This window comes from Pseudomonas sp. 1D4, assembly GCF_001728925.1.
Lineage (GTDB): Bacteria > Pseudomonadota > Gammaproteobacteria > Pseudomonadales > Pseudomonadaceae > Metapseudomonas > Metapseudomonas otitidis.
The window spans coordinates 1-22,938 of the sequence record NZ_LXJQ01000032.1; the positions used below are offsets into that span (position 1 = coordinate 1).

Genomic DNA, 22,938 nt, shown 5'->3' on the forward strand with positions numbered 1-22,938 from the left:
TGCACGGTGCTGCCGGGGTACTCCGGCTCGATGGGCTTCGTTACGCTCAGCGCCATCCTACGAGGTGCCTGAGCCCGGGCCACGTACCGCACGCCGTAGGATGCGGTGAGCTCGGCGAACCGCATCAGATCACAGCACAGTGCTGCCGGGTACTCCCGCTCGATGGGCTTCGCTGCGCTCAGCGCCATCCTACGAAGTGCCTGAGAGCCCGGGCTACGCGCAACGCCCCGTAGGATGCGGTGAGCTCGGCGAACCGCATCAGATCGTTGCACGGCACTGCCGGGTACTCCGGGCTCGATGGGCTTCGCTGCGCTCAGCGCCATACTACGGACGTCCTGACGCCAGGTTGCGTTATGCAAAAAGCCCGGCACATGGCCGGGCTTTCTCGGGCGGATCAGGGGGGCGGCTCAGTTGGAGCAGCCATTGCCGAACACCATGTATTCCAGGCGGTGCACCTTGCCCTGGTGGTCCTCGTAGGTCAGGTAGGCCGGCACCACACCGCACACATCGGGGACCTCGCTACGGGAAATCACGCGGGCGATGTCCAGATCCATGCCGTACTGATAGTGCTCGACCTCGGCGGGAACGGTCTGGTCAGGCGGGGCAGCGAAGACGAGCGGAGACAGACCGGCAAGCGCCAGCAACAGGAAAGCTTTCATGAGTTCTAGTACTCGATTGCCTTGAGAGGGGCTTCGGCCCGCCCTCCACGAGCGGGCCGAAGGTATTGCGCGACACCGCACACGAACGGTGAAGTGGATCAAGCATGTGCCTCTTTCGTGGGAGGCGGAATCCATTCTAATGCCCGCCCCACGGGGCTTACAGGGCGATCCAGCACAAGGACTGTGACGTGCTGGTCAACAATCCCTCAGGCGCCGGGCAGGCCCTGGTGCGACTCATCCACCACCACCGTGCAGGTCATCCCGGCGGACAGCTCCAGCCCTTCGGGCACCTCGTCCAGGTGGATGCGCACCGGCACCCGCTGGGCCAGGCGCACCCAGTTGAAGGTGGGGTTCACGTCGGCCACCAGCTCGCGGCTTTCCGGGTTATCGCGGTCGTAGATGCCGCGCGCCACGCTGTCCACGTGGCCGAGCAGGCGCTCACCGCTCATCAGGCGCATCTCCACCTTCGCGCCCTGGCGGATGCGCGGCAGGCGGGTCTCCTCGAAGTAGCCGTTGACGTAGAAGGAGTGCGCGTCCACCAGCGCCATGCCGGCCTGCCCGGCGTGCACGTAGTCGCCCCGGTAGAGGTTGAGGTTGGTCACGTAGCCGTCCACCGGGGCACGGACTTCGGTGCGCTCCAGGTCCAGCCGCGCGGCGTCGAGCCGGGACAGCGCCTGGCGGTAGCGGGCCATGGCGCCGTCGGCCAGGTGGCTGGCGTCCTCGCGGTTCTCCCGCGAGACCACCAGGTCGTCCATGTCGGCACGCCGCCGGGCGTTCAGCCGGCGCATCTCCAGGTCGGCCTTGCGCGCGGCCACCTCGGCTTCGGCGTCACGCACGGCCAGCTCGTAGTGGGCGCGGTCGATGCGCACCAGCACGTCGCCGGCCTTGACCCGCTGGTTGTCGCGCACCGGGATCTCCACCACCAGCCCGGCCACGTCGGGGGCGATGTTGATCACGTCGGCCCGTACCCGGCCGTCGCGGGTCCAGGGCGAGTCCATGTAGTGCTGCCACAGGCGCTGCACCAACAGCATCGCCAGGGCGAGGATGAGCAGGGTCGCGCCGACACTGATGATTCGTTTCACGGACAGGGTCTCTCAACGGTAGGTGGCCAGGGCCAGGGAGGCGTACAGGCAGGTGAACAGGCAGACCCGCAGCAGCACGGGGTGCCAGGCCAGGCGGTAGAGGCCGAGCCGCGCGGCGACGCGGTCGATCAGCCAGCCGCCGACCAGGGTGATCAGAAACAGCAATGTCAGGCTCGGCAGGTAGACGCCGTGCACGGCGATTTCACGGGGCATGGGCGGGTACCGGGGTGGTGCCGGCGCCCTGATGCTCGGCCCAGGGCGCCAGGGGGTCAAGCAGGGAGGTGCGGATGAAGTGCAGGTAGCTCTGCAACCGGCGCAGCGGCGAGGTCTCGAACTGCGGCGCACAGGGTTCGGGGGTGGCGCGCACCGCCTCGATGGCCTGTTCGACGGCCTGCAGCGCACGCTGGCGATTGACCTCGCCAGGCTGGATCAGCAGGCGGATCAGCGCCCGGCCCATGGCGCGCACGGCGTGGCGCCAGGGCATGGATTCGGCATAACAGGACAGCGCCGGCAGGCGCGCCTGCTCCAGACGCAGCTCGATCACCGCGTGCCCCACCTCCTGCACGGCGAACATCCAGCGCAGCAGCCGGCGCTGGATGTCCGGCCGCCCGGCAGAGAAGGCATAGGCCTGGGCCAGCAGGTCGCGGGTGCCGCTCTCGAAACCGCTGACCAGCCCACGGATGCGCCCGCTGACGGTGTGCACCGCGCACATGCGCAGGTCGTGCTCCAGGCGCCGCCACAGCCAGGGCCGGTTGGGCGGCAGGATCAGCGCCGCCGCCAGGGTCGCCACGGTCATCGACAGCAGCACCGCCAGGTACTCGTTGAGCAGCCGGTAAGGGTCGTACTGCACCAGGTTGCCCGGCAGCGACAGCAGGCAGAACCACACCAGCAGCCCCACGCCGTAACCCGACCAGGCCGGGCGCGAGAGCAGCAGCGCGCCGAGGGCGAAGGTGGGCGCCAGGGCGCAGCAGAGCATGACGAAGCCATCCAGCGAGGGCAGCACGCAGAAGGTGGTGAAGAGGCCCGCCAGGGCGCCACCGGTGGCGCCCAGGGTCAGTTGCAGCGCCAGCCGCTTGGGGTTGGAGGAGGACGAGGCCAGGGCCGAGATCATCCCCACCGTCATGGTGAAGGTCTCCCCGGCGGGCCAGGCGGTGGCCATCCAGAAGGTGCCCAGGGCGAGGATCAGCAGGCTGCTGCGCATGCCCGCCACGGCGGCGGCCAGGGGGTTGGCGCGGGGGCGGAAGCTCTCCTGCCAGTCCTCGCGGTGGTGACGGTGTTCCAGCAGCGAGGCCAGGGTCATGGCGTAGCCGTGGAGGTCTTCGACGAAGCGGAACAGCAGCTCGGCAGCGGTATCGAAATCCAGCGCGCCGGCCTCGTCCACCTGGCGCTCGGCCAGCCAGCCGCGCCCGCTGCGGATCAGTTGCATCAACTCCTGCCGGCAGGCAGCCAGGCGCTCGGCGAACTCCGCCGCCTCGGCGTCGCTGCCCAGGCGCTCCCGCTGCGCGGCCAGCAGCGCCGAGACTTCGCCCAGGCACGGCTGCAACGCCTCACGCACCAGGTGGGCGCCGCCCAGGTGCAGGCGTTTGAGCAACTGATGCAGGGCGTGGAAGCGCGTGGAAAGGAGCATGAACTCGTTGTTCAGCCGCGCCAGCCGCCCGGCGCGCATGCGCATGTGCGGGTCCTCGAAGGTGGTGGCGTTGCGCATGTTCTCCAGGCCCACGGCCACGGCGGCGAAGCGCGCGTTGAGCGCTTCGAAGCGCTCGCTGTCGAGGCTGCCGGCCAGGCCTTCGCAGGCGAATGCGGCAAAGTCGCGAAAGCGCGCCTGCAAGGTGCCGCGCAGGTCAGCGCTGGTGGTCTGCGGCAGCACCAGGGCGCTGACCAGGCCGGTGCAGAGGATGCCCAGGGTGATCTCCAGCACCCGCCACAGCGCCGACATGAAGGCGCCTTCGGGGTGCAGGGTGGCGGGCAGGCCGATGATCACGGCGGTGTAGCCGGCCAGCACGCAGGCGTAGCCACGGAAGTCCCGGTAGCGTGCCGCGCCGGCGGTGCACAGGCCGATCCAGATGGCGATGGCCAGCATGAACAGCACCCGCTCCTGGTTGAACAGGCCGATCAGCGCCACCATCACCGTCAGCCCCAGCAGCGTGCCGATGATGCGGTAGAAGCTCTTGGCCAGGACCTGGCCGCTTTGCGGCTGCATGACGATGAATACGGTGACCAGCACCGTGCCGGGCTGCGGCAGCTCCAGGCGGTAGGCCAGCCACAGGGCGATGAAGGCGGTGAGCAGGGCCTTGAAGATGAAGACCCAGGTGACCCCTTCGGTACGGGCCCAATGGGCGAGGTCACGGCGCAGCGCCGTGCTCCAGGTAGCGTCGATGTTCATGGGCGGACCAGGCGGAAGCGGGGTTCGGAGGGCGTCAGGTGTTCAGGGGCGGGGCCGGCTTCCTGGGGCAGGCCGCCGCCCAGTTGCAGCAGCAGGTCGGCCTGGGCGGCGAGGCGCCGTGCGCGCACCTGCTGCTCCACGCGCTGGGCCTCGAACAGGGCCGGCTGCGCCTGCAGCACCTCGCTGTAGTCAGTCAGCCCGCGTTGCTGGGCCAGCAGGGTCAGGTCGCAGGCGTGTCGCGCCTGGGCCACGGAGACTTCCGCCAGGCGCTGTTGCTGGTGCAGCGACTCCAGGCGCACCAGGGCATCGGCCACGCCCTTGATGGCCTGCACCAGGGTCTGGTCGTAATGCCCCACTGCCAGGTCGTAGCCGGCGGTTGCTTCGGCCAGTTGGCCGCGCCGCCGCCCGCCGTCGTAGACCGGCAGGGACAGCGCCGGGCCGAGGCCCCAGGTGAGGGTGTCGTAGCGCAGGAAATCCAGCACACCGCCCTGCACCGCCAAGGTGCCAAGGCCGCCGAGCAGGTCGACGTTGGGGTAGAAATCCGCCTTGGCCGCCTCGATACCCTTGGCTTCGGCAGCCACCTGCCAGCGTGCCGCCACCAGGTCCGGGCGATGGCCGAGCAGCTCAAGGGGCAGGCGCGGCGGCAGGCCGATGTCCCTGAGCAGCGCCAGACGCGGCCGTGCCATGGTTTCGGCAGCCCCCGGCCCCTCCCCCGCCAGTGCGGCGATCAGGTTGTGATCGAGGGCGATGCTTTCGCGCAGTTCGTCGATCTGCCGCGCCACGGGCGGGATGCCCATTTCCGCACGGGTCACCTCCAGGCGGGTGCCGATGCCATCGTGGCGACGGCGCTTGGCCAGTCCCACCAGTTGCTGGCGCTGGGTCAGCTCGGCCTGGGCGATGTCCAACTGGCTGTGATGAAGCGCGAGGCCGATGTAGGCGCGCACCAGGTTGCCTTGCAGCTCCAGGGCTGCCAGGCGGGCTTCGGCGACGCTGGCACGGACGCGGTCCACCGCCGCCTCGCCACGGGCGCGCTCGCCGCCCCAGAGGTCCAGCGGGTAGCTGAAGCCGAGCTGGCTGGTGTTGTTCCACGAACTGGTGCGCGCCAGGTCGCCGGGGCCATAGAAGGCGTCGTCGGGCCAGCGCTTGCGCTGCACCTTGGCCGCCAGGCCGAGGCTGGGCGATTCGTCCGCCTCCACCACATGGGCCAGGGCCCGCGCCTGGCGGACCCGGGCGGCGGCCATGTCCAGGCTCGGGCTGCCGGCCAGGGCGCGGTCCATCCAGGCGTCCAGCTGCGGGTCGCCGAAGGCTCGCCACCACTGGCTGGCGGGCCAGCCGGCCTGGGCCTCGGCCGAGGCGATGGCGGCCCCCACCTCCAGCGCGGCCGGGTCGGGGACCTGGCTGGCCGGGGCGATGCCGTTGGAGTCGATGCAGGAACAGAGGAGCGGGAAACAGACGTACAGGCTGACCCGGAGCAAACCGGGCCGATCGATGCGGGGCACGTGCGGCGAATCCTGATGGCAAGGGCTCTGGTGGCCCGTAACGGCGGCGATTCTATGTGTCGCCCAGGGTCAGGATAAGCACACGGATAGGTGATTCATTGTGTACTCAGCGGCCATAATCGGCGGCACCACTTCATGCCAGAATTCGCGCCCCGTTCCGGGCCGGAGCCCTTGATGGACATCCTCTTCAACATGCGTGCCTTCGTCTGTGTCGCGGAGACCGGCAGCTTCACCGCCGCCGCCCAACGACTGGACCTGACCACCTCCTACGTTTCCCGCGCGGTCGCCACCCTGGAGACCCACCTTCGAACCCGCCTGTTGCACCGAACCACCCGCCGCATTGCCCTCACCGAAGCCGGCCAGCGCTACCTGATGCGTTGCGAGCAGATCCTCGGCTACATCGAGGAAGCCGAAGCCGAAGCCAGCGAAGCCCACGCCCGCCCCGCCGGCAACCTGAAGGTCCATGCCATGACCGGCATCGGCCAGCACTACCTGATCGAAGCCATCGCCCAGTACGCCGAGACCTACCCGGACGTGAGCTTCGACCTGACCCTGGCCAACCGCACCACGGACATCCTCGACGAGGGTTACGACATTTCGGTGGTGATCGCCCAGGAGCTGCCAGACTCGGGCTTCATCTCCAAGCAGTTGGGCACCACCTACAGCGTGCTCTGCGCATCCCCCGGCTACATCGCCAAGCACGGCGCGCCACGCCAGCCCGCCGACCTGCTGGGGCATCGCTGCCTGCGCCTGGTGAACTCGGTGATGTCGCTGGACAAGTGGACCTTCGACGGCCCGGACGGGCAGCAGATGATCACCATCACCCAGACCCCCTTCCAGGTGAACACCGCCGATGCGCTGACCGAGGCGCTGCGGGCGGGCATGGGCATCGGCGTGCTGCCGGTGTACTCGGCGGTGCATGGCCTGCGGGACGGCAGCCTGGTGCGGGTACTGCCCCATCACAGCCTGTTCCCGCTGGGCATCTACGCGCTGTACCCGTCGCGGCAGTTCCTCGATGCGAAGATCCGCACCTGGGTGGAGTTCCTCCGCGACTTCCTCCCCAGCCGCCTGAAGGCCGACGAGTCGGTGTTGCTGGAACACAGCACAACGCTGGGTTGAGCCTTCCATCGGGCAGCGAGCGCAGCGTTCGGGCGCTTTCCAGCAGCCAGATGGCCCGGCTGGCCAGGCGCACGAAGGGGCCGGCCTGGCGGTGCGGAAATCCGTCCGCTCGATAGTGCTCATGGGGTGTCACGATGCGCCGCTCCCAACCGAAGCGAACGGGCTCATGAACAGCGAGCGAGACGAGAAGGGCTTCCGAACGCCCGAGCCGCTTCAGGACGAAGCGGCCGGACGGCCAGAACTGACGGCCATGCAGGCCGTCGGCAGGATCAACTGAGGGTGCCGAGGTTGAAGCCGGTGACAGAGGCCAGGGTGCCGCGCCACAGGGTCAGCCCGGTGCAGGTCAGGCCGCCGGCGGCGTAGACACTGACATCACGCAGGTGGATGTACTGGGGCGGCAGCAGGTTGGGGTCTTCCCCGGTGGACTTGGCCATGACGCCGAGCTTGGCGAAGGTGGCGCGGATGTCCTCGCGGCCCTCTTCCGGCCAGGAATGGGCGTATTCCTGGGCGAACAGGTCGAAGTAGCTCTCCACGGAGATCAGCGTGCCGCTGACCAGGCCCGCGCCGACGGTGAGGGTGATGCCCACTTCCACGCCGAGTTCGTTGGCCTGGCGCACCAGCATCTGCAGGAACCAGTCCATGCTGCGCCCCGTCCACTCGAAGTCCTTCGCCGTGCTCAGGTCATAGCTGCTGAGGATTTCGGCGGCATTCGACTTGGGGGTGTTCTGGGTGTCGCTCATTCGTCCATCTCCGTGGTTGCGGGGCTTGAAGTCCAAGGGTTATAGCACGGCGCCAGCGGCAGGCAGGCGGCGCCGTTGCGCGGCAGCACGCCGCAGGTCAGGCGAGGGTCGCGCCGAGGGCGCGGATGCAGCGCTGCAACGCGGGCGACTCGCCCAGCAGGCGCACCCGCAGGCCATCGATCTCGCGGCGCACCGGGTAGTGCTTGCGCAGTGCGTCGAAGGCGGTGCGGCGCTGGGTGGCATCGCCCACCAGGCTGCGGCGGAAGTCGGCGTCGTCCCGCCGCGGGTCGTACACCGCGCGGCAAAGCATGGACAGCGCCCACTGCGGATCGGCGCTGGCATCCAGAGCCAGTTCGGGCAGCCAGGGCGCCGGCAACAGATCGGCCAGGCGCACCGTCTCGGGCTGATCCAGGGCCCGGCAGAAGGCCTGGTAGATCTGCTCGGTGCCGCGCAGCTTGCCGTCCAGGCTGTAGCCGGCGATGTGCGGGGTGGCGATGCGGCACAGCGCGGCCAGTTGCGGGTCTGCCTCGGGCTCGCCCTCCCACACGTCCAGCACCACGCGCAGGTCCGGGCGCCGGCCCAGCACGTCGCGCAGAGCGCGGTTGTCCACCACCGCGCCACGGGCGGCATTGATCAGCCAGGCGCCTTCGCGCAGGGCGGCCAGGCGGGTGGCATCGAGCAGGTGATGGGTGGGGTGGTCGCCGGCCTTCTCCAGCGGGGTGTGCAGGCTGATGGCGTCGCAGCGCGCCAGCAGGGTGTCCAGGTCCACGTAGTCCCCCCCCTCGGCCGCCTGGCGCGGTGGGTCGCAGACCAGCACGGTCCAGCCCAGCTCGCGTAGCCCCCGCACCAGGCGCCCGCCCACCTGGCCGGCGCCAACGACGCCATAGGTGCGGCTGGCCGGGTCGATGCCGGCGTCCTCGGCCAGGGTCAGCAGGCTGCCCAGCACGTAATCCACCACGCCCCGGGCGTTGCAGCCGGGCGCACTGGACCAGGCGATGCCGCCCGCGTCGAGGGCCTGGGTGTCCAGGTGGTCGGTGCCGATGGTGCAGGTGCCGACGAAGCGCAGCGCGCTGCCTTCCAGCAGGGCGCGGTCCACATGGGTCACCGAGCGCACCAGCAGCACCTCGGCATCGCCCAGGGCGGCGCGGTCGATGGCCCGGCCGGGCAGGCGGCGGATGCTGCCGAAGCCTCCGAAGAAGGCATCGACCAGGGGAATGTTCTCGTCAGCGAGGATCTGCATGGGGGCACTCCATAGGCGGGGTGGGCATTCTACGGAATCCATCGCGCAAGGTCCTACAGCCCTTTCCTGACTCATGCGTCAACGCGTAGACTACGCGGCCTTTCGCCTCCGCTGATTCCCCATCGCCGGCAGTCCCCCTGCCACGGCCGCTTCAGCGCCCGCTGCGAGCCCATCGCAGTCAGGCGGCCCGACAGGGCACTTCTAAAAACGTAAGCGAGGCAGTCAGCGCAAGGCAAAAACAGGCGAAAAAGCGCAGTTTACGCAGTGTAAATGAGCATTTTGATCGGACTCGCGCACGAGCGTGTTTTTAACGCAGCGATGACCACGCAGCCAGTTTTTAGGGGTGCTCGCCGGGCATACGCAAGACGGACGCCACCGCCGTACCGGTGAACGCTACACAGCCATGGAAAGACCTCCCGTGACCATTCGAACTCGCCTCGACCGTACCCGTCGCGAACTCCGAGCCCTATTCACCCTCGCCCTGCCGATCATCATTGCCCAGCTCTCCCACTCGGCCATGGGTTTCGTCGACGCCGTGATGGCCGGCCGCGTGAGCCCGCGCGACCTGGCCGCCGTGGCCCTGGGCAACTCCATCTGGGTGCCCGTGTTCCTGCTGATGACCGGCATCCTCCTGGCCACCACCGCCAAGGTGGCGCAGCGCTTCGGCGCCGGCCAGCAGGGGGAGATCGGCCCGCTGGTGCGCCAGGCGCTGTGGCTGGCCGTGGCCGTGGGCCTGGGCGGTGCCGGCCTGCTGCTGTGCGCCGAGCCGGTGCTGCACCTGATGGGGGTGGAGGAAGACCTGATCGCCCCGAGCATGGGCTACCTGCACGGCATCGCCTACGGGCTGCCGGCCGTGGCGCTCTACCAGGTGCTGCGCTGCTTCAGCGACGGCCTGGGCAAGACCCGCCCGAGCATGGTGCTGGGCATCTGCGGGCTGCTGCTGAACATCCCGCTGAACTACGTGCTGATCTACGGCCACCTGGGCTTCCCGGCCATGGGCGGCGTGGGCTGCGGCTGGGCCAGCGGCACGGTGATGTGGATGATGTTCCTGGGCATGCTCGGCTGGGTGCGCTTCGCCCGCGTCTACCAGAGCAGCGCCCTGTTCACCCGCTTCGAGCGGCCCGACTGGTCGGTGATCCGCCGCCTGCTGTCGGTGGGCCTGCCCATCGGCATCGCGGTGTTCGCCGAATCGAGCATCTTCGCGGTGATCGCCCTGCTGATCGGCGGCCTCGGCGCCAATGTGGTGGCCGGCCACCAGATCGCCCTGAACTTCAGCTCCCTGGTGTTCATGATCCCCTACTCCCTGGCAATGGCCGTCACCGTGCGCGTCGGCCAGGCCCTGGGCCGTGGCGAGCCCCGCGAGGCGCGCTTCGCCGCCGGCGTCGGAATGGTCACCGCACTGGCCTACGCCTGCCTCTCGGCGAGCCTGATGCTGCTGCTGCGCCACGGCATCGCCGGCATCTACACGCCGGACACGGAGGTGATCGCCATGGCCGCCTCGCTGCTGGTGTTCGCCGCACTGTTCCAGTTCTCTGACGCCATCCAGGTGACTGCCGCCGGCGCGCTGCGGGGCTACCAGGACACCCGTGCCACCATGGTCATCACCCTGTTCTCCTACTGGGGTATCGGCCTGCCGGTGGGCTGGGTGCTGGGGCTGACCGACTGGCTGGGCGAAGCCAGCGGCCCGCGCGGACTGTGGCAAGGGCTGATCGTCGGCCTGACGGTGGCGGCGGTGATGCTCAGCTACCGCATCACCGGCAGCGCCCGGGCGCACATCCGCCACCTTAGCCAGCGCCCGGCCGCTGCGGCCTGACCCGGCGAGAGCGTCGCCCCAACGCAACAGGGCCCTTTCGGGCCCTGTTTGCTAATCGGCTTTCTTGCGAATCCAGTACAGGTAAGTCCCCGCCTCTTCGGCCTGGTCCACCAGCTCATGGCCGAGGAACATGCAGAACTTCGGAATGTCGCGGCGGGTCGAGGGATCGGTGGCGATCACCTTGAGCAGGCCGCCGGCCTGCAGGTCGCGCACCTTGTTGTGCAGCATCATCACCGGCTCGGGGCAGTTGAGGCCGGTGGCGTCGAGAATGGCATCGGGCTGATCGGTCATGGGGCACTCCGTCGAAGGGGCGCCATTGTCGCGCAAAGCGCCGCGTCCGCCCACTCCCGAGCCCGACCTTGGATGGGCCGCCGGACGGAACGCAACGGTGGTAGCCTGCCGCGCCACGCCCATCAAATGCCCACCCCCCATGCGCCTGACCTGCCTGCTGCTCGCCCTCCTCCTGCTCGGCGGCTGCGCCGCCCGCGACCACCTGCCCGACTACGCCGCCCAGGCCGGCAAGGCCCTGCCCGCCACCTGGTACGACGCGGTGATCATCGCCCGCGACGGCACACGGCTCTCCGCCACCGTGTTCCAGCCCGCCCTCGCCGCCGGGGAAACCGCCCCGCTGGTGGTGCATACCCACGGCTGGGGAGGCTGGCGGGTCACCGGGCCGGACGGTTTCTACGGCCAGCGCATGATTTCCGGGCGCAGCGCCCTGCGGGCCTGGCGCGCCGGCTACTGGGTGGTCAGCTACGACCAGCGCGGCTGGGGCGGCAGCGAAGGCGACATCGAGATGATGGACCCGCGCTACGAGGTGCAGGATGCCCTCGCCGTGGTGGACTGGGCCAGCGCCCATCTACCGCGCCTGACCGAGGACGGCCCTGGCGACCCGCGCGTGGGCATGCTCGGGGAAAGCTACGGCGGTGCCGTGCAACTGCTGGCCGCCAGCGAAGACCCGCGCATCGACGTGCTGGTGCCCATCGCCACCTGGTACGACCTGGCCGACGCCCTCGCCCCTGGCGGCCGCCTCAAGGTGGGCTGGACCGGCGTACTGGTCAGCCTCGGCCTGGCCACCGGCTACGACCTCGGCAAATTCATCCAGGCGCCCTACCTGCGCAGTGCCGGCGGCGAACTGACCGAGCCGGTGCGCGACGAACTCCACGCCCACAGCCTGGCGGCCTACTGCGAACAGGGCCGTCGCCCGCGTGCCGATGCCCTGCTGATCCAGGGCCTGCGCGACACCCTCTTCCCCCTCGACCAGGGCCTGGCCATTCGCGACTGCCTGCGCCAGGGCAGCGCCGACGTGCGCCTGCTGGGCATCCAGGGCGGGCACATCCTGCCGCCACCGCTGCAGCGCTGGAGCGGCCTGCCGCCCTTCAACAACGAACCGGTGCTGCACTGCGATGGCCAGGCCCTCAACCTCGAAACCGCCGTGGTGAACTGGTACGAAGACCGCCTGCGCGGCCGTCACGGCGCGGCGGACAGCATCCCGCACCTGTGCCTGAGCCTGTCCACCGACGAGGGCCTGGCCCTGCGCGAAGCACCGCGCCTGGACGGCCCGCTGCCACTGCCGGAAACCCGCCTGCGCCCTGCCACCAGCGGCTGGCTGCAGCCGGCGACCTTCGTCGAGCTGAAGCAGATCGAACAGCCGGCAGCCCTGGTCGGGCCGACCCTGCTGCACCTGCGCCCCCGGGAGGACGATCACGAAGTCTTCGCCGCCCTCGCCGTGCGCCGGGCCAACGGGGATGTGGAGGTGCTGAGCGAGCAGGTCACCCCGCTGGCCGCGCGGGCCGACGTGCGCCTGCCTTCGGTGAGCACCCGGCTGCAACCGGGTGACCGCCTCGGCCTGCGCTTCAGCGGCTTCAGCGGGCAGTACCTGTTCAACGGGTCCTGGTGGCCGGGCCAGGTGAGCCTGGCCGGTGAAGTGGAGCTGCCGGAGCTGCAGCCCCTGCCCCACTGAGCGGCGGCCTCAGCCGAGGCGCCGCAGGTGGCAGGTGACTTCCTCGCGGTCGTGGTAGAGCTGCTTGCAGGCCATCGCCACCTTGATGCGGCGCGCCTTGAAACTCTCTTCCAGGCGTTGCAGCAGGCGCTGCACTTCTGCGTAGCGCTGCTTCATCGGCAGCTTGAGGTTGACCACCGCCTCGCGGCACAGCCCCTCGCCGATCCAGGTCTCCAGCAGCGCGGCGTTGCGCGCCGGCTTCTCGACGATGTCGCAGACCATCCAGTCCACCGGCTGCTTCGGCTTGTAGGTGAAGCCGTCGACCATCAGGTGCTGCACCAGGCCGGTGTCCATCAGGCTCTCGGCCATCGGACCGTTGTCGATGGCGGTGACCAGCATCCCGCGCCGCACCAACTGGTAGGTCCAGCCGCCAGGAGAAGCCCCCAGGTCGACACCGGTCATGTCACCGGACAGGCGCGTTTCCCACTGCTCGCGGGGGATGAAGGTGTGCCAGGCCTCCTCCAGCTTCAGAGTCGAGCGGCTCGGCGCCTCGCGGGGAAACTTCAGGCGCGGGATGCCCATGGGCCAGAGGGCCGAGTTGTCCGGCTCGGCCAGCCCGACGAAGACCTCGCGGCCACTGCGGAACGTCAGCAGCAGGCGCGGCAGGCGCGGGTCGTCCTGCAGGCGGCCGGCCTTCTCCAGTGCCTTGCGCAGCGGGCCCTCGAACTTCTTGCAGAAATTCGACAGCTCCTTGCCTTCATTGGTGTCCAGCACCTCCAGCCAGAGGCTGCCGCACACCGGGTACGCGCCCAGCTGCTCCAGCAGCACGCTGATGCGGTCGGTCTCGGGCAGCGCTACGAAGCCGCCACGGGCCCACTGGCGCGGGAAGATCAGGCGCGCGAAACGCTGGCCGCGCATCAGCCGCTCAGCGCCGTCGGCGTCCTGGCAGATGAACTCGGCATAGGCGCTGCTGGCCTTGCCCTTGGCGTAGCCGGGCACATCCAGTCGGGCGGCCAGGTCGGATATCTCGGCGCACACTTCGCCCTCGAAGCCGGGGCGGCAGTGCAGTAACAGGGTGTTCATGGTGGTGTCTCCTTGGCCGCGCACTATAGAGCCGCAGCACCCGATTTCACACAGCCGCTGACGGAAAATTCCTACGCACGCAGTGATGCAGCAAGAGGAACCATGCTGGCGGAACGTGGGTCCAGAACATGGCGTGCCCCGCCAAGCAGAGCTAGCTTTGCTGGGTTACGCCCCCTGTATCGGCCCATGCCGTGTGGGCCAAAAGGAGATGTCACATGCCTTCCCTGGATAGCCTGAACAGCCGCCGCACCCTCGAGGTGGACGGCAAGACCTATCACTACTTCAGCCTGCCAGAGGCCGCCAAGCGCCTCGGCAGCATCGACAAGCTTCCCCTGTCCCTGAAAGTGCTGCTGGAAAACCTGCTGCGCTGGGAAGACAACGAAACCGTCGGCCCCGAAGACCTCGAAGCCCTGGTGGCCTGGCAGAAGACCCGCAGCTCCGAGCGCGAGATCCAGTACCGCCCGGCGCGGGTATTGATGCAGGACTTCACCGGCGTACCCGCCGTGGTCGACCTGGCCGCCATGCGTGACGCCGTGGCCAAGGCCGGTGGCGACCCGCAGAAGATCAACCCGCTGTCCCCGGTGGACCTGGTGATCGACCACTCGGTGATGGTGGACCGCTTCGCCAGCCCCGAGGCCTTCGAGCAGAACGTCGAGATCGAGATGGAGCGCAACGGCGAACGCTATGCCTTCCTGCGCTGGGGCCAAAGCGCCTTCGATAACTTCAGTGTGGTTCCGCCGGGCACCGGCATCTGCCACCAGGTGAACCTGGAATACCTCGGCCGCACCGTCTGGACGCGGGAGGAAGACGGCCTGACCTACGCCTTCCCCGACACCCTGGTGGGCACCGACTCCCACACCACCATGATCAACGGCCTCGGCGTGCTCGGCTGGGGCGTGGGCGGCATCGAGGCGGAAGCGGCGATGCTCGGCCAGCCGGTGTCGATGCTGATCCCCGAGGTGATCGGCTTCAAGCTCAGCGGCAAGCTCAAGGAAGGCATCACCGCCACCGACCTGGTGCTCACCGTCACCCAGATGCTGCGCAAGAAGGGCGTGGTGGGGAAATTCGTCGAGTTCTACGGCGACGGCCTCGCCGACCTGCCCCTGGCCGACCGCGCCACCATCGCCAACATGGCCCCGGAATACGGCGCCACCTGCGGTTTCTTCCCGGTGGACGAGGTGACCCTCGGCTACCTGCGCCTCTCCGGTCGCCCGGAATCCACGGTCAAACTGGTGGAGGCCTACTGCAAGGCCCAGGGCCTGTGGCGCAACGCCGGCGACGAACCGCTGTTCACCGACAGCCTGTCCCTGGACATGGGCACGGTGGAAGCCAGCCTGGCCGGGCCCAAGCGCCCGCAGGACCGGGTGCCGCTGACCCAGGTGGCCAGCACCTTCGACGACCTCATCGCCCTGCAACTCAAGCCCAGCGCCAAGGAGGACGGCCGCCTGCTCAGCGAGGGCGGCGGTGGCACCGCCGTGGGCGGCAGCGTACAGAGCGGCGTGATGGACTACGAATACGAGGGCCGCACCCACCGCCTGAGCGACGGCGCCGTGGTGATCGCCGCCATCACCTCCTGCACCAACACCTCCAACCCCAGCGTGATGATGGCCGCCGGCCTGGTGGCGAAGAAGGCCGTGGAAAAGGGCCTGACGCGCAAGCCCTGGGTGAAGAGTTCCCTGGCGCCAGGCTCCAAGGTGGTGACCGAGTACTTCGCCGCCGCCGGGCTGACGAAGTACCTCGATGAGCTGGGCTTCGACCTGGTGGGTTACGGCTGCACCACCTGCATCGGCAACTCCGGCCCGCTACTGGAGCCCATCGAGAAGGCCATCCAGCAGGGCGACCTGACCGTGGCCTCGGTACTCTCCGGCAACCGCAACTTCGAAGGCCGCGTACACCCGCTGGTGAAGACCAACTGGCTGGCCTCACCGCCCCTGGTGGTCGCCTATGCCCTGGCTGGCAGCGTGCGCCTGGACATCAGCCGCGAACCGCTGGGCGAAGGCAAGGACGGCCAGCCGGTGTACCTGAAGGACATCTGGCCGAGCCAGAAGGAGATCGCCGAAGCCATCACCAAGGTCGACACCGCGATGTTCCGCAAGGAGTACGCGGAGGTCTTCGCCGGCGACGAGAAGTGGCGCGCCATCCAGGTGCCCGAATCGGACACCTATGCCTGGCAGGCCGACTCCACCTACATCCAGCACCCGCCGTTCTTCGCTGACATCGCCGGTGCGCCGCCCAAGGTGGAAGACGTGCAAAAAGCCCGGGTCCTCGCCCTGCTGGGGGACTCGGTGACCACCGACCACATCTCCCCGGCCGGCAACATCAAGGCCGACAGCCCCGCCGGGCGCTACCTGCGGGAAAACGGCGTGGAGCCGCGGGACTTCAACTCCTACGGCTCGCGGCGCGGCAACCACGAAGTGATGATGCGCGGCACCTTCGCCAACATCCGCATCCGCAACGAGATGCTCGGCGGCGAGGAAGGTGGCAACACCCTGCATGTGCCCAGCGGCGAGAAGCTGGCCATCTATGACGCCGCCATGCGCTACCAGGCCGAAGGCACGCCGCTGGTGATCATCGCCGGCAAGGAATACGGCACCGGCTCCTCCCGCGACTGGGCGGCCAAGGGTACCAACCTGCTGGGGGTCAAGGCGGTGATCGCCGAGAGCTTCGAGCGCATCCACCGCTCCAACCTGGTGGGCATGGGCGTGCTGCCGCTGCAGTTCAAGGAGGGCACCGACCGCAAGAGCCTGGGCCTGACCGGGCGCGAGCGGATCGCCATCCTCGGGCTCAGCGGCGTAGAGCTGCGCCCGCGCATGGACCTGACCCTGGAGATCACCCGCGAGGACGGCTCCCGCGAGAACGTCGAGGTGCTCTGCCGCATCGACACCCTCAATGAAGTGGAGTACTTCAAGGCCGGCGGCATCCTCCACTACGTGCTGCGCCAGCTGCTCGCGGCCTGACTTGCGAGCGACCCGGAGCCCCGCGAAGGCTCTGGGTCGCTGGTTGGCGGGAAACTTTCCCGACGGCGACACGACACAAACTGTTTACACTGCACGGCGAAAAATGGCTCAACTTTGGTTCACCAGAGCCGATACCCGCCTCAAGCCTTGCGGAAGAACAACATGCGAAACAACCAACCGGTTACCCAACGCGAAAGGACCTACCCCGCCGAGCAGCGCCTCATTTCGACCACGGACGGCAAGGGTGTCATCACCTACTGCAACCAGGCCTTCGTCGAGATCAGCGGCTATTCCCGGGAAGAGCTGATCCACGCCCCACACAACCTCGTCCGTCACCCGGACGTGCCCCCCGCCGTGTTCGCCCACATGTGGGCCACCCTGAAGAAGGGCCGGCCGTGGATGGGCATCGTCAAGAACCGCTGCAAGAACGGCGACCACTACTGGGTCAACGCCTACGTCACGCCCATCTTCGAGGGCAGCCAGGTCACCGGCTACGAGTCGGTGCGGGTCAAGCCCACCGCCGAGCAGGTGCGCCGGGCCGAGGCGCTCTACGCACGGATCAACGCCGGCAAGTCCGCCATCCCCAGCCAGGACCGCTGGCTGCCGGTGCTGCAGGACTGGCTGCCGTTCATCCTCATCAGCCAGATCGGCTTCTTCATCGGCGCCTGGCTGACCTCCCACTGGGGCTTCCTGCTCGCCGCCCTGCTCTCCGTGCCACTCGGGCTGATCGGCCTCGCCTGGCAAGGGCGCGGCATCAAGCGCCTGCTGCAGCTTGCCGAACAGACCACTTCCGACCCGCTGATCGCACGGATGTACACCGACAGCCGGGGCGACCAGGCCCGCCTGGAGATGGCCCTGCTCAGCCAGGAGGCACGCCTCAAGACCTGCCTCACCCGCCTGCAGGACACCGCCGAGCACCTCACCGACCAGGCCCGCCAGGCCGACGCCCTGGCCCACAACAGCTCCGACGGGCTGGAGCGTCAGCGCCAGGAGACCGACCAGGCGGCCACCGCCGTCAACCAGATGGCCGCCACCACCCAGGAAGTCGCCTCCAACGTCCAGCGCACTGCCGACGCCACCCAGGAAGCCAACCGCCTCACCACCCAGGGCCGGCACGTTGCCGCCGAGACCCGCGCCGCCATCGAACGCCTGTCGCAGTCGGTGATCGAGACCAGCGAGACCGTCGCCCGCCTGGCCCAGGACAGCAACGAGATCGGTGGCGTGGTGGACGTGATCAAGGGCATCGCCGACCAGACCAACCTGCTCGCCCTCAACGCCGCCATCGAGGCTGCCCGCGCCGGCGAAATGGGCAGGGGCTTCGCCGTGGTGGCTGACGAGGTGCGCTCCCTGGCGCAACGCACCGCCGAGTCCACCGGGCAGATCCACCAGCTCATCGCCCAGTTGCAGAAGACCGCCGAGGAAACCGTGCGCACCATGGAAAACGGTCGTCGCCAGGCCGACGAAGGCGTCGAGCAGGTGCTGCAGGCCGACCAGGCCCTGGTGGGCATCAGCGAAGCCGTGGCCAACATCACCGCCATGACCGACCAGATCGCCGCCGCCACCGAGGAACAGAGCGCCGTGGCCGAAGAGATCAACGTGCGCATCGGCAGCATCGCCCAGCTCGCCGACCAGACCTCGGGCGAAGCCCAGCGCACCGCCCTGCTGAGCGAAGAGCTGGCCCGCACCGCCCACGGCCAGTACTCACTGGTGGACCGCTTCAACCGCTGACCCCACCCCATCGAAACGGAGCGCCCCAGGGCGCTCTTTTTCGTTGCGCGCCCGCTCGCCGCCCCTCCCCTTGGCCCGTTCAACGGGTGCCAGGCTGCCACGTACCCAGGGCTTCAGTCCGGGGACACTCCACACCCTTCCCGGACTGAAATCCGGGCTACGCAGGGCCACGCCTCGTTGTTTCACGGTGGATGGATGAAGCGCCATCCACTCTACCCACCTGGAAACACCCGTAGCCTGGGCTTCAGCCCAGGGATGCGCCGGGCTGTACCCAGGCACGGGCTCGACACCCTTCCCGGACTGAAGTCCGGGCTACGCAGGGCCACGCCTGGGTGTTTCACGGTGGAGGGGTGAAGCGCCGCTCACCCTACCCACCTGGAAACACCCGTAGCCTGGGCTTCAGCCCAGGGATGCGCCGGGCTGTACCCAGGCACGGGCTCGGCACCCTTCCCGGACTGAAGTCCGGGCTACGCAGAGCGACGCCTGGGAGTTCACGGTGGAGGGGTGAAGCGCCGCTCACCCTACCCGCCTGGAAACGCCCGTAGCCTGGGCTTCAGCCCAGGGATGCGCCGGGCTGCTGTCGGGCGCGAGGTCAGGGTTGCAGCGGGTTCTGTTCGCTGCACAGGTCCGGGTTGTCGTTCAGCACGCGGCGGATGCGGCCGTTGTCGTAGTACGGCACTTCGGGGCAGTAGCGCTGGCCGGCGGCGGTCTGCACCGGTTTCCAGGTGGTTTCCTCGGTGCGCAGCAGGGTCGGCGGCTGGCCGGGCGACGCGGGTTTCCAGACCTCGATGTAGGTGCGTTCGAGGAAATTGCCTTCGTCCATGTCGCAGGACGCGGGGTCGAGCCCGCGTAGGCGCAGGCGGCCGTCGTCGCCCTGTTCCACCCGGCTGCTGTATTCGATGAAGCCGTCGCCGTAGCTGGGCATGACGTAGCACAGGCGCCGCTTGTCGCCGTCGATCAGCGGCAGCAGGTAGCTGCTGCGGGTGTCCACCTCCTGCACGTCGCCGTCCTGCCAGCGGTAGGTGGAAACGCCGTGTTCGCAGCAACTGGCGCGCCAGTAGGTGTAAACGATGCGGTGGACCGGATCGAACTCCGCCGAGCTGATGCCCTGCAGCATGGGCGGGGCATCGACATAGCGGCCGGTGGCCGGGTCGTAGAGCCAGGTCTGGTGGGGGATGTTGGGGCCGGCCGGGAGGAACTGGGCGATGGTCAGGTCCGGCCAGTCGTCGAAGTTGGCGTCGATCAGCGAGGGCGTGAACATCCCGCAGGTGCCCTGGGACTCGGTGGGCAGGGTCTGCACCAACTGGCCGTCCTTGTACAGGCGGATGGCCGAGACCATCGGCGGCGTGGGGCAACCGTCGCCCTCCTCCTCGGGCGGTGCATCCGCCACCAGGCGCAGCTCGAAGGGGAAGCGTGCCTCCAGCGCGTCCTCGGCAGTGGCCGGGCGCAGGGCCAGGGGCAACGAGCGCTTGCCGTTGGGCGAAATCCAGGTGCCGGTCAGGCCCTTCTCCAGCGAGGTGATGCGCCAGGTCCCCGTCGCCACGTTGGCACGGCTGCTGTCGGACTCGCCCAGCTCGCCCCCCTCGCCGGCGATACGCCCGCTGAGCCTGAGCACGTCGCGCGTCTGGTTGCTGCAAGGCTGGTAGCAATAGCGGCCGCGCAGGCCATCGGCCACCCGCTGCAGGGACACCTCCACCGTCCTGGTGCCCAGGGTGCCGACCCAACTGCGGTTCCACACCGGGATCTCCACCGCCGGGGCCGAAGCCTCGTCCGCCCTGCCAGGCAGGGGCAGCGCCGCCAGCGCGAAGATCAGCCCGGAAACAACGCCACGGTAAGAAAGGACAATGCGCATGCAACCTCCATGTCAGCGGAATTGGGGCGCGCAGGGTAGCAGACCCGGCGCCCGGCCCCTGAGACCTGGGCGAGCAAAACCGCCGGCACGGTGCCCGTACCGACACACCCGGCAAGAACCCCCATCGCCAGGGACGATCTGTTGCCAGCGACGCAACACAAGCCCCACTCTTGCGCATCGCCCCACAGGAGGCCCGTGATGGACCGTTTCCAGGAGATGCAGGTGTTTCTCGCCGTAGCCGAGGAACAGGGCTTCGCCGCCGCTGCGCGCCGCCTGAACATGTCGCCACCCAGCGTGACCCGCGCCGTGGCGGCGCTGGAGGAGCGCATCGGCACCCTGCTGCTGGCCCGCACCACCCGCAGCGTGCACATCACCGAGGCCGGCCAGCGCTACGTGGAGGACTGCCGGCGCATCCTCGCCGAGCTGGAGGAGGCCGAGGAATCCGCCGCCGGCAGCCACGCCACCGCGCGCGGCCAGTTGAGCGTTACCGCGCCGGTGCTGTTCGGGGAGCTGTTCGTCACCCCGCTGATGGTGGAGTACCTGGACCAGCACCCGGCGGTACAGATCAAGGCGCTGCTGGTGGACCGGGTGGTCACCATGGTGGACGAAGGCATCGATGTCGCGGTGCGCATCGGCCACCTGCCGGATAGCGGCCTCAACGCCGTGCGCGTCGGCGAAGTGCGCCGGGTGGTCTGTGCCTCGCCGGGCTTCCTCGCCACCCACGGCCGACCCACTCACCCCATGCAGTTGCAGGAGGCCCAGGTGGTGGCCTCGTCCAGCAGCCAGGCGCCGGGCGAGTGGCAGTTCATCGAGGGGGACCGGCCGCTGAACATCCGCCCGCAGCCGCGCCTGGTGGTCACCGCCAACCAGGCGGCGATCCACGCCGCCTGCCTGGGCTGGGGGCTGACGCGGGTGCTGAGCTACCAGGTGGCCGACAAGGTGCGCCGGGGTGAACTGGAGATCGTCCTGGAGGCCTTCGAGCAGCCGCCGCTGCCGATCCACGTGGTGTACCAGGGCGGACGGCGGATCGCCGCCAAGGTGCGCACCTTCGTCGACTTCTGCACAGAACGCCTGGCCCGGGACCCGGCGCTGAACCGCAACCGGCAGCCCTGAACATGGACCGCCACGGGCAGATGCAGGCCTTCCTCGCCGTCAGCCAGACCCTGAGCCTGGCCGCCGCCGCGCGCCAACTGGGGTTGTCGGCGCCCACCGTGACCCGCGCCGTGGAGGCACTGGAGCAGCGCCTGGGCCTGGCCCTGCTGCAGCGCAGCACCCAGGGCGTGACGCTGACCGAAGCCGGGCAGCGCTTCGCCGGCGACTGCGAGCGGCTGCTGCTGCAGGTGCGGGAAGCCGAAGCCTCGGCCGCCGGGCTGCACCTCGAACCGCGCGGCCGGCTCACGGTAAGCATGCCGCTGCTGCTCGGGCAGCAGGTGCTGACCCCGATGCTGCTGGACTACCTGCAGCGCTTCCCCGAGGTGGACGTGGTCGTCCGCTACCTGGAACGGCTGCCCAACCTGCACGAGGAAGGCCTCGACGTGGCCATCGTCGCCGGCAGCCTGCCGGATTCCTCCCTGGTGGCGCTGCCGGTCGGCCAGGTGCGCCGGGTGGTCTGCGCCAGCCCCGCCTACCTGGCCCGGCACGGCGAACCCCAGGCCCCGGCGGACCTCGCCCGGCACCGGATCATCCACGCCCTGGCGGACTCGCGGCTCCCCGAGTGGCGCTTTCGCGTCGACGGGGAACTGCGCCCGTACCCGCTGCGCCCGCGCCTGGCCTGCGCCACGACCCAGGGTGCGATCCAGGCGGCCTGCCTGGGCGGCGGCCTGACGCGCTGCCTGGGCTACCAGGCCCATGAGCAGTTGGCCAACGGGCAGCTGCGCAGCGTTCTCGACCCCTTCGCCCCGTCCCCTGTGCCGTTGCACGTGGTGTACCGCGAGGGGCGCCGCGCTGCCGCGCGGGTGCGCAGCTTCGTCGACCTGGCGGTGGCCGGCTTGCGCAACCACGGCGCCCTGAACGGGACGGGCGACGACTAGCGGCTCGGCGTTTATTCCAGATTCCAAAACAAAGGATTGCCATTCCTGGCGATTCCGCCCAAACCCTTGCGCACCGAAGATGACTCCACAGCACGGCCGCCACCGGCCCCTGTTCCCCTTACCTGTGCCACGGAGATCATCATGTCCAAGCCGATCAAGCTCTTTCACCACCCCCTGTCGGGCCACGCCCACCGCATCGAGCTGTTCCTTTCGCTGCTGGGCGTCCCGGCGGAACTGGTCTTCGTCGACCTGGCCAAGGGCGCCCACAAGAGCCCGGAATTCCTCGCCATGAACCCTTTCGGGCAGATCCCGGTGATCGACGACAACGGCGTGGTGCTCAGTGACTCCAACGCCATCCTCGTGTACCTGGCGAAGAAGCATGACCCGGCCGGCCGCTGGCTGCCCGACGACCCGCTGGGCGCCGCCCGGGTGCAGCGCTGGCTCTCTGTGGCGGCCGGGCCGATCGCCTCGGGCCCGGCTACCGCGCGGCTGATCACCGTGTTCGGCGCGCCCTACGAGGCCGAGCCCACCATCGCCCGCTCCCACGCGCTGCTCGCGGTCATCGAGCAGGAACTGGCCCAGCGCCCCTTCCTCGCCGGCGACCAGGCGACCCTGGCCGATGTGGCGGGCTACAGCTACATCGCCCACGCGCCGGAGGGCAACGTGTCCCTGGAACCCTACCCCCAGGTCCGCGCCTGGCTGGCCCGCGTCGAAGCGCTGCCCGGCTTCGTGCCGATGCCGCGCACGGCCGCCGGCCTGCAAAGCGCCTGACGTGCCCCCGGTGCAGCCACGGCGGCACCGGGCCTTACGC

At 69.2% G+C, this 22,938-nt stretch carries 19 protein-coding genes; 8 read left to right on the plus strand and 11 right to left on the minus strand.

From position 1 onward, the window contains the following. The 6 genes from A7D27_RS28515 to A7D27_RS16630 all read right to left on the minus strand — a co-directional run. A partial coding sequence (locus A7D27_RS28515) for a hypothetical protein (protein WP_218188490.1) occupies nt 1-188 on the minus strand: 188 nt, incomplete at its 3' end. 219 nt (nt 189-407) lie between these two features. Then, complete coding sequence (locus A7D27_RS16610; protein WP_069565478.1) at nt 408-659, minus strand: DUF2790 domain-containing protein; 252 nt, start codon at nt 657-659, stop codon at nt 408-410. Nucleotides 660-865: 206 nt separating this feature from the next. Next, nucleotides 866-1,690, minus strand: a complete 825-nt coding sequence (locus A7D27_RS16615) for an efflux RND transporter periplasmic adaptor subunit (protein ID WP_371914822.1) — start codon at nt 1,688-1,690, stop codon at nt 866-868. Nucleotides 1,691-1,753: 63 nt separating this feature from the next. Continuing rightward, nucleotides 1,754-1,954: a DUF1656 domain-containing protein gene (locus A7D27_RS16620; RefSeq protein WP_044403687.1), complete on the minus strand. Its 201-nt coding sequence runs from the start codon at nt 1,952-1,954 to the stop codon at nt 1,754-1,756. Beyond that, nucleotides 1,944-4,124, minus strand: coding sequence for an FUSC family protein (locus A7D27_RS16625; RefSeq protein WP_069565480.1), 2,181 nt, complete (start codon nt 4,122-4,124; stop codon nt 1,944-1,946). The genes A7D27_RS16620 and A7D27_RS16625 overlap by 11 nt, the downstream gene beginning before the upstream one ends. Further along, complete coding sequence (locus A7D27_RS16630; RefSeq protein WP_069565481.1) at nt 4,121-5,623, minus strand: efflux transporter outer membrane subunit; 1,503 nt, start codon at nt 5,621-5,623, stop codon at nt 4,121-4,123. Before A7D27_RS16630 ends, A7D27_RS16625 begins: the two co-directional genes overlap by 4 nt. A gap of 174 nt (nt 5,624-5,797) precedes the next feature. On the opposite strand from A7D27_RS16630, the gene A7D27_RS16635 reads away from it, so the two are divergent. After that, nucleotides 5,798-6,742 carry a LysR family transcriptional regulator gene (locus A7D27_RS16635; protein WP_069560248.1) on the plus strand — a complete coding sequence of 315 codons (945 nt, stop codon included), beginning with the start codon at nt 5,798-5,800 and terminating at the stop codon, nt 6,740-6,742. 269 nt (nt 6,743-7,011) lie between these two features. Here the strand turns inward: A7D27_RS16635 and A7D27_RS16640 are convergent, their stop codons facing one another. Together A7D27_RS16640 and pdxB are read right to left on the minus strand one after the other, a co-directional pair. Further along, nucleotides 7,012-7,482, minus strand: a complete 471-nt coding sequence (locus A7D27_RS16640) for a hypothetical protein (RefSeq protein WP_052807548.1) — start codon at nt 7,480-7,482, stop codon at nt 7,012-7,014. Between the two features lie 97 nt (nt 7,483-7,579). Beyond that, nucleotides 7,580-8,722: a 4-phosphoerythronate dehydrogenase PdxB gene (gene pdxB / locus A7D27_RS16645; protein WP_069565482.1), complete on the minus strand. Its 1,143-nt coding sequence runs from the start codon at nt 8,720-8,722 to the stop codon at nt 7,580-7,582. 403 nt (nt 8,723-9,125) lie between these two features. On the opposite strand from pdxB, the gene A7D27_RS16650 reads away from it, so the two are divergent. Continuing rightward, nucleotides 9,126-10,535 carry an MATE family efflux transporter gene (locus tag A7D27_RS16650; RefSeq protein ID WP_069560251.1) on the plus strand — a complete coding sequence of 470 codons (1,410 nt, stop codon included), beginning with the start codon at nt 9,126-9,128 and terminating at the stop codon, nt 10,533-10,535. A 51-nt stretch (nt 10,536-10,586) separates the two neighbouring features. Here the strand turns inward: A7D27_RS16650 and tusA are convergent, their stop codons facing one another. Then, nucleotides 10,587-10,826, minus strand: coding sequence for a sulfurtransferase TusA (gene tusA, locus A7D27_RS16655; protein ID WP_044403704.1), 240 nt, complete (start codon nt 10,824-10,826; stop codon nt 10,587-10,589). Between the two features lie 139 nt (nt 10,827-10,965). On the opposite strand from tusA, the gene A7D27_RS16660 reads away from it, so the two are divergent. Beyond that, on the plus strand, nt 10,966-12,498 hold the full coding sequence (locus A7D27_RS16660; protein WP_069565483.1) for an alpha/beta hydrolase: 1,533 nt from the start codon (nt 10,966-10,968) through the stop codon (nt 12,496-12,498). Nucleotides 12,499-12,507: 9 nt separating this feature from the next. On the opposite strand, the gene rlmM is transcribed toward A7D27_RS16660, so the two are convergent. Beyond that, the gene (gene rlmM / locus A7D27_RS16665; protein ID WP_069565484.1) at nt 12,508-13,560 is read right to left on the minus strand and encodes a 23S rRNA (cytidine(2498)-2'-O)-methyltransferase RlmM; all 1,053 of its coding nucleotides are present in this window, start codon (nt 13,558-13,560) and stop codon (nt 12,508-12,510) included. A gap of 215 nt (nt 13,561-13,775) precedes the next feature. Between rlmM and acnA the strand changes: the two genes are divergently transcribed. Next, nucleotides 13,776-16,517: an aconitate hydratase AcnA gene (acnA, locus tag A7D27_RS16670; protein ID WP_069560253.1), complete on the plus strand. Its 2,742-nt coding sequence runs from the start codon at nt 13,776-13,778 to the stop codon at nt 16,515-16,517. Nucleotides 16,518-16,679: 162 nt separating this feature from the next. Then, nucleotides 16,680-18,245, plus strand: a complete 1,566-nt coding sequence (locus A7D27_RS16675; protein ID WP_069560254.1) for a PAS domain-containing methyl-accepting chemotaxis protein — start codon at nt 16,680-16,682, stop codon at nt 18,243-18,245. Between the two features lie 592 nt (nt 18,246-18,837). Here A7D27_RS16675 and A7D27_RS16680 read toward each other — a convergent pair. Further along, entirely contained in the window at nt 18,838-20,097 is a 1,260-nt protein-coding gene (locus A7D27_RS16680; protein WP_069565485.1) for a nitrite reductase, read from the minus strand. A 198-nt stretch (nt 20,098-20,295) separates the two neighbouring features. Between A7D27_RS16680 and A7D27_RS16685 the strand changes: the two genes are divergently transcribed. The 3 genes from A7D27_RS16685 to A7D27_RS16695 all read left to right on the plus strand — a co-directional run bounded on the left by A7D27_RS16685 (nt 20,296) and on the right by A7D27_RS16695 (nt 22,898). Continuing rightward, the gene (locus tag A7D27_RS16685; RefSeq protein WP_069560256.1) at nt 20,296-21,210 is read left to right on the plus strand and encodes a LysR family transcriptional regulator; all 915 of its coding nucleotides are present in this window, start codon (nt 20,296-20,298) and stop codon (nt 21,208-21,210) included. A 2-nt stretch (nt 21,211-21,212) separates the two neighbouring features. Next, nucleotides 21,213-22,127: a LysR family transcriptional regulator gene (locus A7D27_RS16690; RefSeq protein ID WP_069565486.1), complete on the plus strand. Its 915-nt coding sequence runs from the start codon at nt 21,213-21,215 to the stop codon at nt 22,125-22,127. A gap of 141 nt (nt 22,128-22,268) precedes the next feature. After that, nucleotides 22,269-22,898 (plus strand): glutathione S-transferase family protein, encoded by a 630-nt coding sequence (locus tag A7D27_RS16695; RefSeq protein ID WP_069560258.1) that lies wholly within the window; start codon nt 22,269-22,271, stop codon nt 22,896-22,898. Nucleotides 22,899-22,938 lie beyond the last annotated feature (40 nt).

Coding starts and splice junctions, on each gene's coding strand:
- A7D27_RS16610 (WP_069565478.1), bottom strand. CDS start 659: ATGAAAGCTTTCCTGTTGCTGGCGCTTGCCGGTCTGTCTCCGCTCGTC.
- A7D27_RS16615 (WP_371914822.1), bottom strand. CDS start 1,690: ATGCTGTTGGTGCAGCGCCTGTGGCAGCACTACATGGACTCGCCCTGG.
- A7D27_RS16620 (WP_044403687.1), bottom strand. CDS start 1,954: ATGCCCCGTGAAATCGCCGTGCACGGCGTCTACCTGCCGAGCCTGACA.
- A7D27_RS16625 (WP_069565480.1), bottom strand. CDS start 4,124: ATGAACATCGACGCTACCTGGAGCACGGCGCTGCGCCGTGACCTCGCC.
- A7D27_RS16635 (WP_069560248.1), top strand. CDS start 5,798: ATGGACATCCTCTTCAACATGCGTGCCTTCGTCTGTGTCGCGGAGACC.
- A7D27_RS16640 (WP_052807548.1), bottom strand. CDS start 7,482: ATGAGCGACACCCAGAACACCCCCAAGTCGAATGCCGCCGAAATCCTC.
- pdxB (WP_069565482.1), bottom strand. CDS start 8,722: ATGCAGATCCTCGCTGACGAGAACATTCCCCTGGTCGATGCCTTCTTC.
- A7D27_RS16650 (WP_069560251.1), top strand. CDS start 9,126: ATGGAAAGACCTCCCGTGACCATTCGAACTCGCCTCGACCGTACCCGT.
- tusA (WP_044403704.1), bottom strand. CDS start 10,826: ATGACCGATCAGCCCGATGCCATTCTCGACGCCACCGGCCTCAACTGC.
- A7D27_RS16660 (WP_069565483.1), top strand. CDS start 10,966: ATGCGCCTGACCTGCCTGCTGCTCGCCCTCCTCCTGCTCGGCGGCTGC.
- rlmM (WP_069565484.1), bottom strand. CDS start 13,560: ATGAACACCCTGTTACTGCACTGCCGCCCCGGCTTCGAGGGCGAAGTG.
- acnA (WP_069560253.1), top strand. CDS start 13,776: ATGCCTTCCCTGGATAGCCTGAACAGCCGCCGCACCCTCGAGGTGGAC.
- A7D27_RS16675 (WP_069560254.1), top strand. CDS start 16,680: ATGCGAAACAACCAACCGGTTACCCAACGCGAAAGGACCTACCCCGCC.
- A7D27_RS16680 (WP_069565485.1), bottom strand. CDS start 20,097: ATGCGCATTGTCCTTTCTTACCGTGGCGTTGTTTCCGGGCTGATCTTC.
- A7D27_RS16685 (WP_069560256.1), top strand. CDS start 20,296: ATGGACCGTTTCCAGGAGATGCAGGTGTTTCTCGCCGTAGCCGAGGAA.
- A7D27_RS16690 (WP_069565486.1), top strand. CDS start 21,213: ATGGACCGCCACGGGCAGATGCAGGCCTTCCTCGCCGTCAGCCAGACC.
- A7D27_RS16695 (WP_069560258.1), top strand. CDS start 22,269: ATGTCCAAGCCGATCAAGCTCTTTCACCACCCCCTGTCGGGCCACGCC.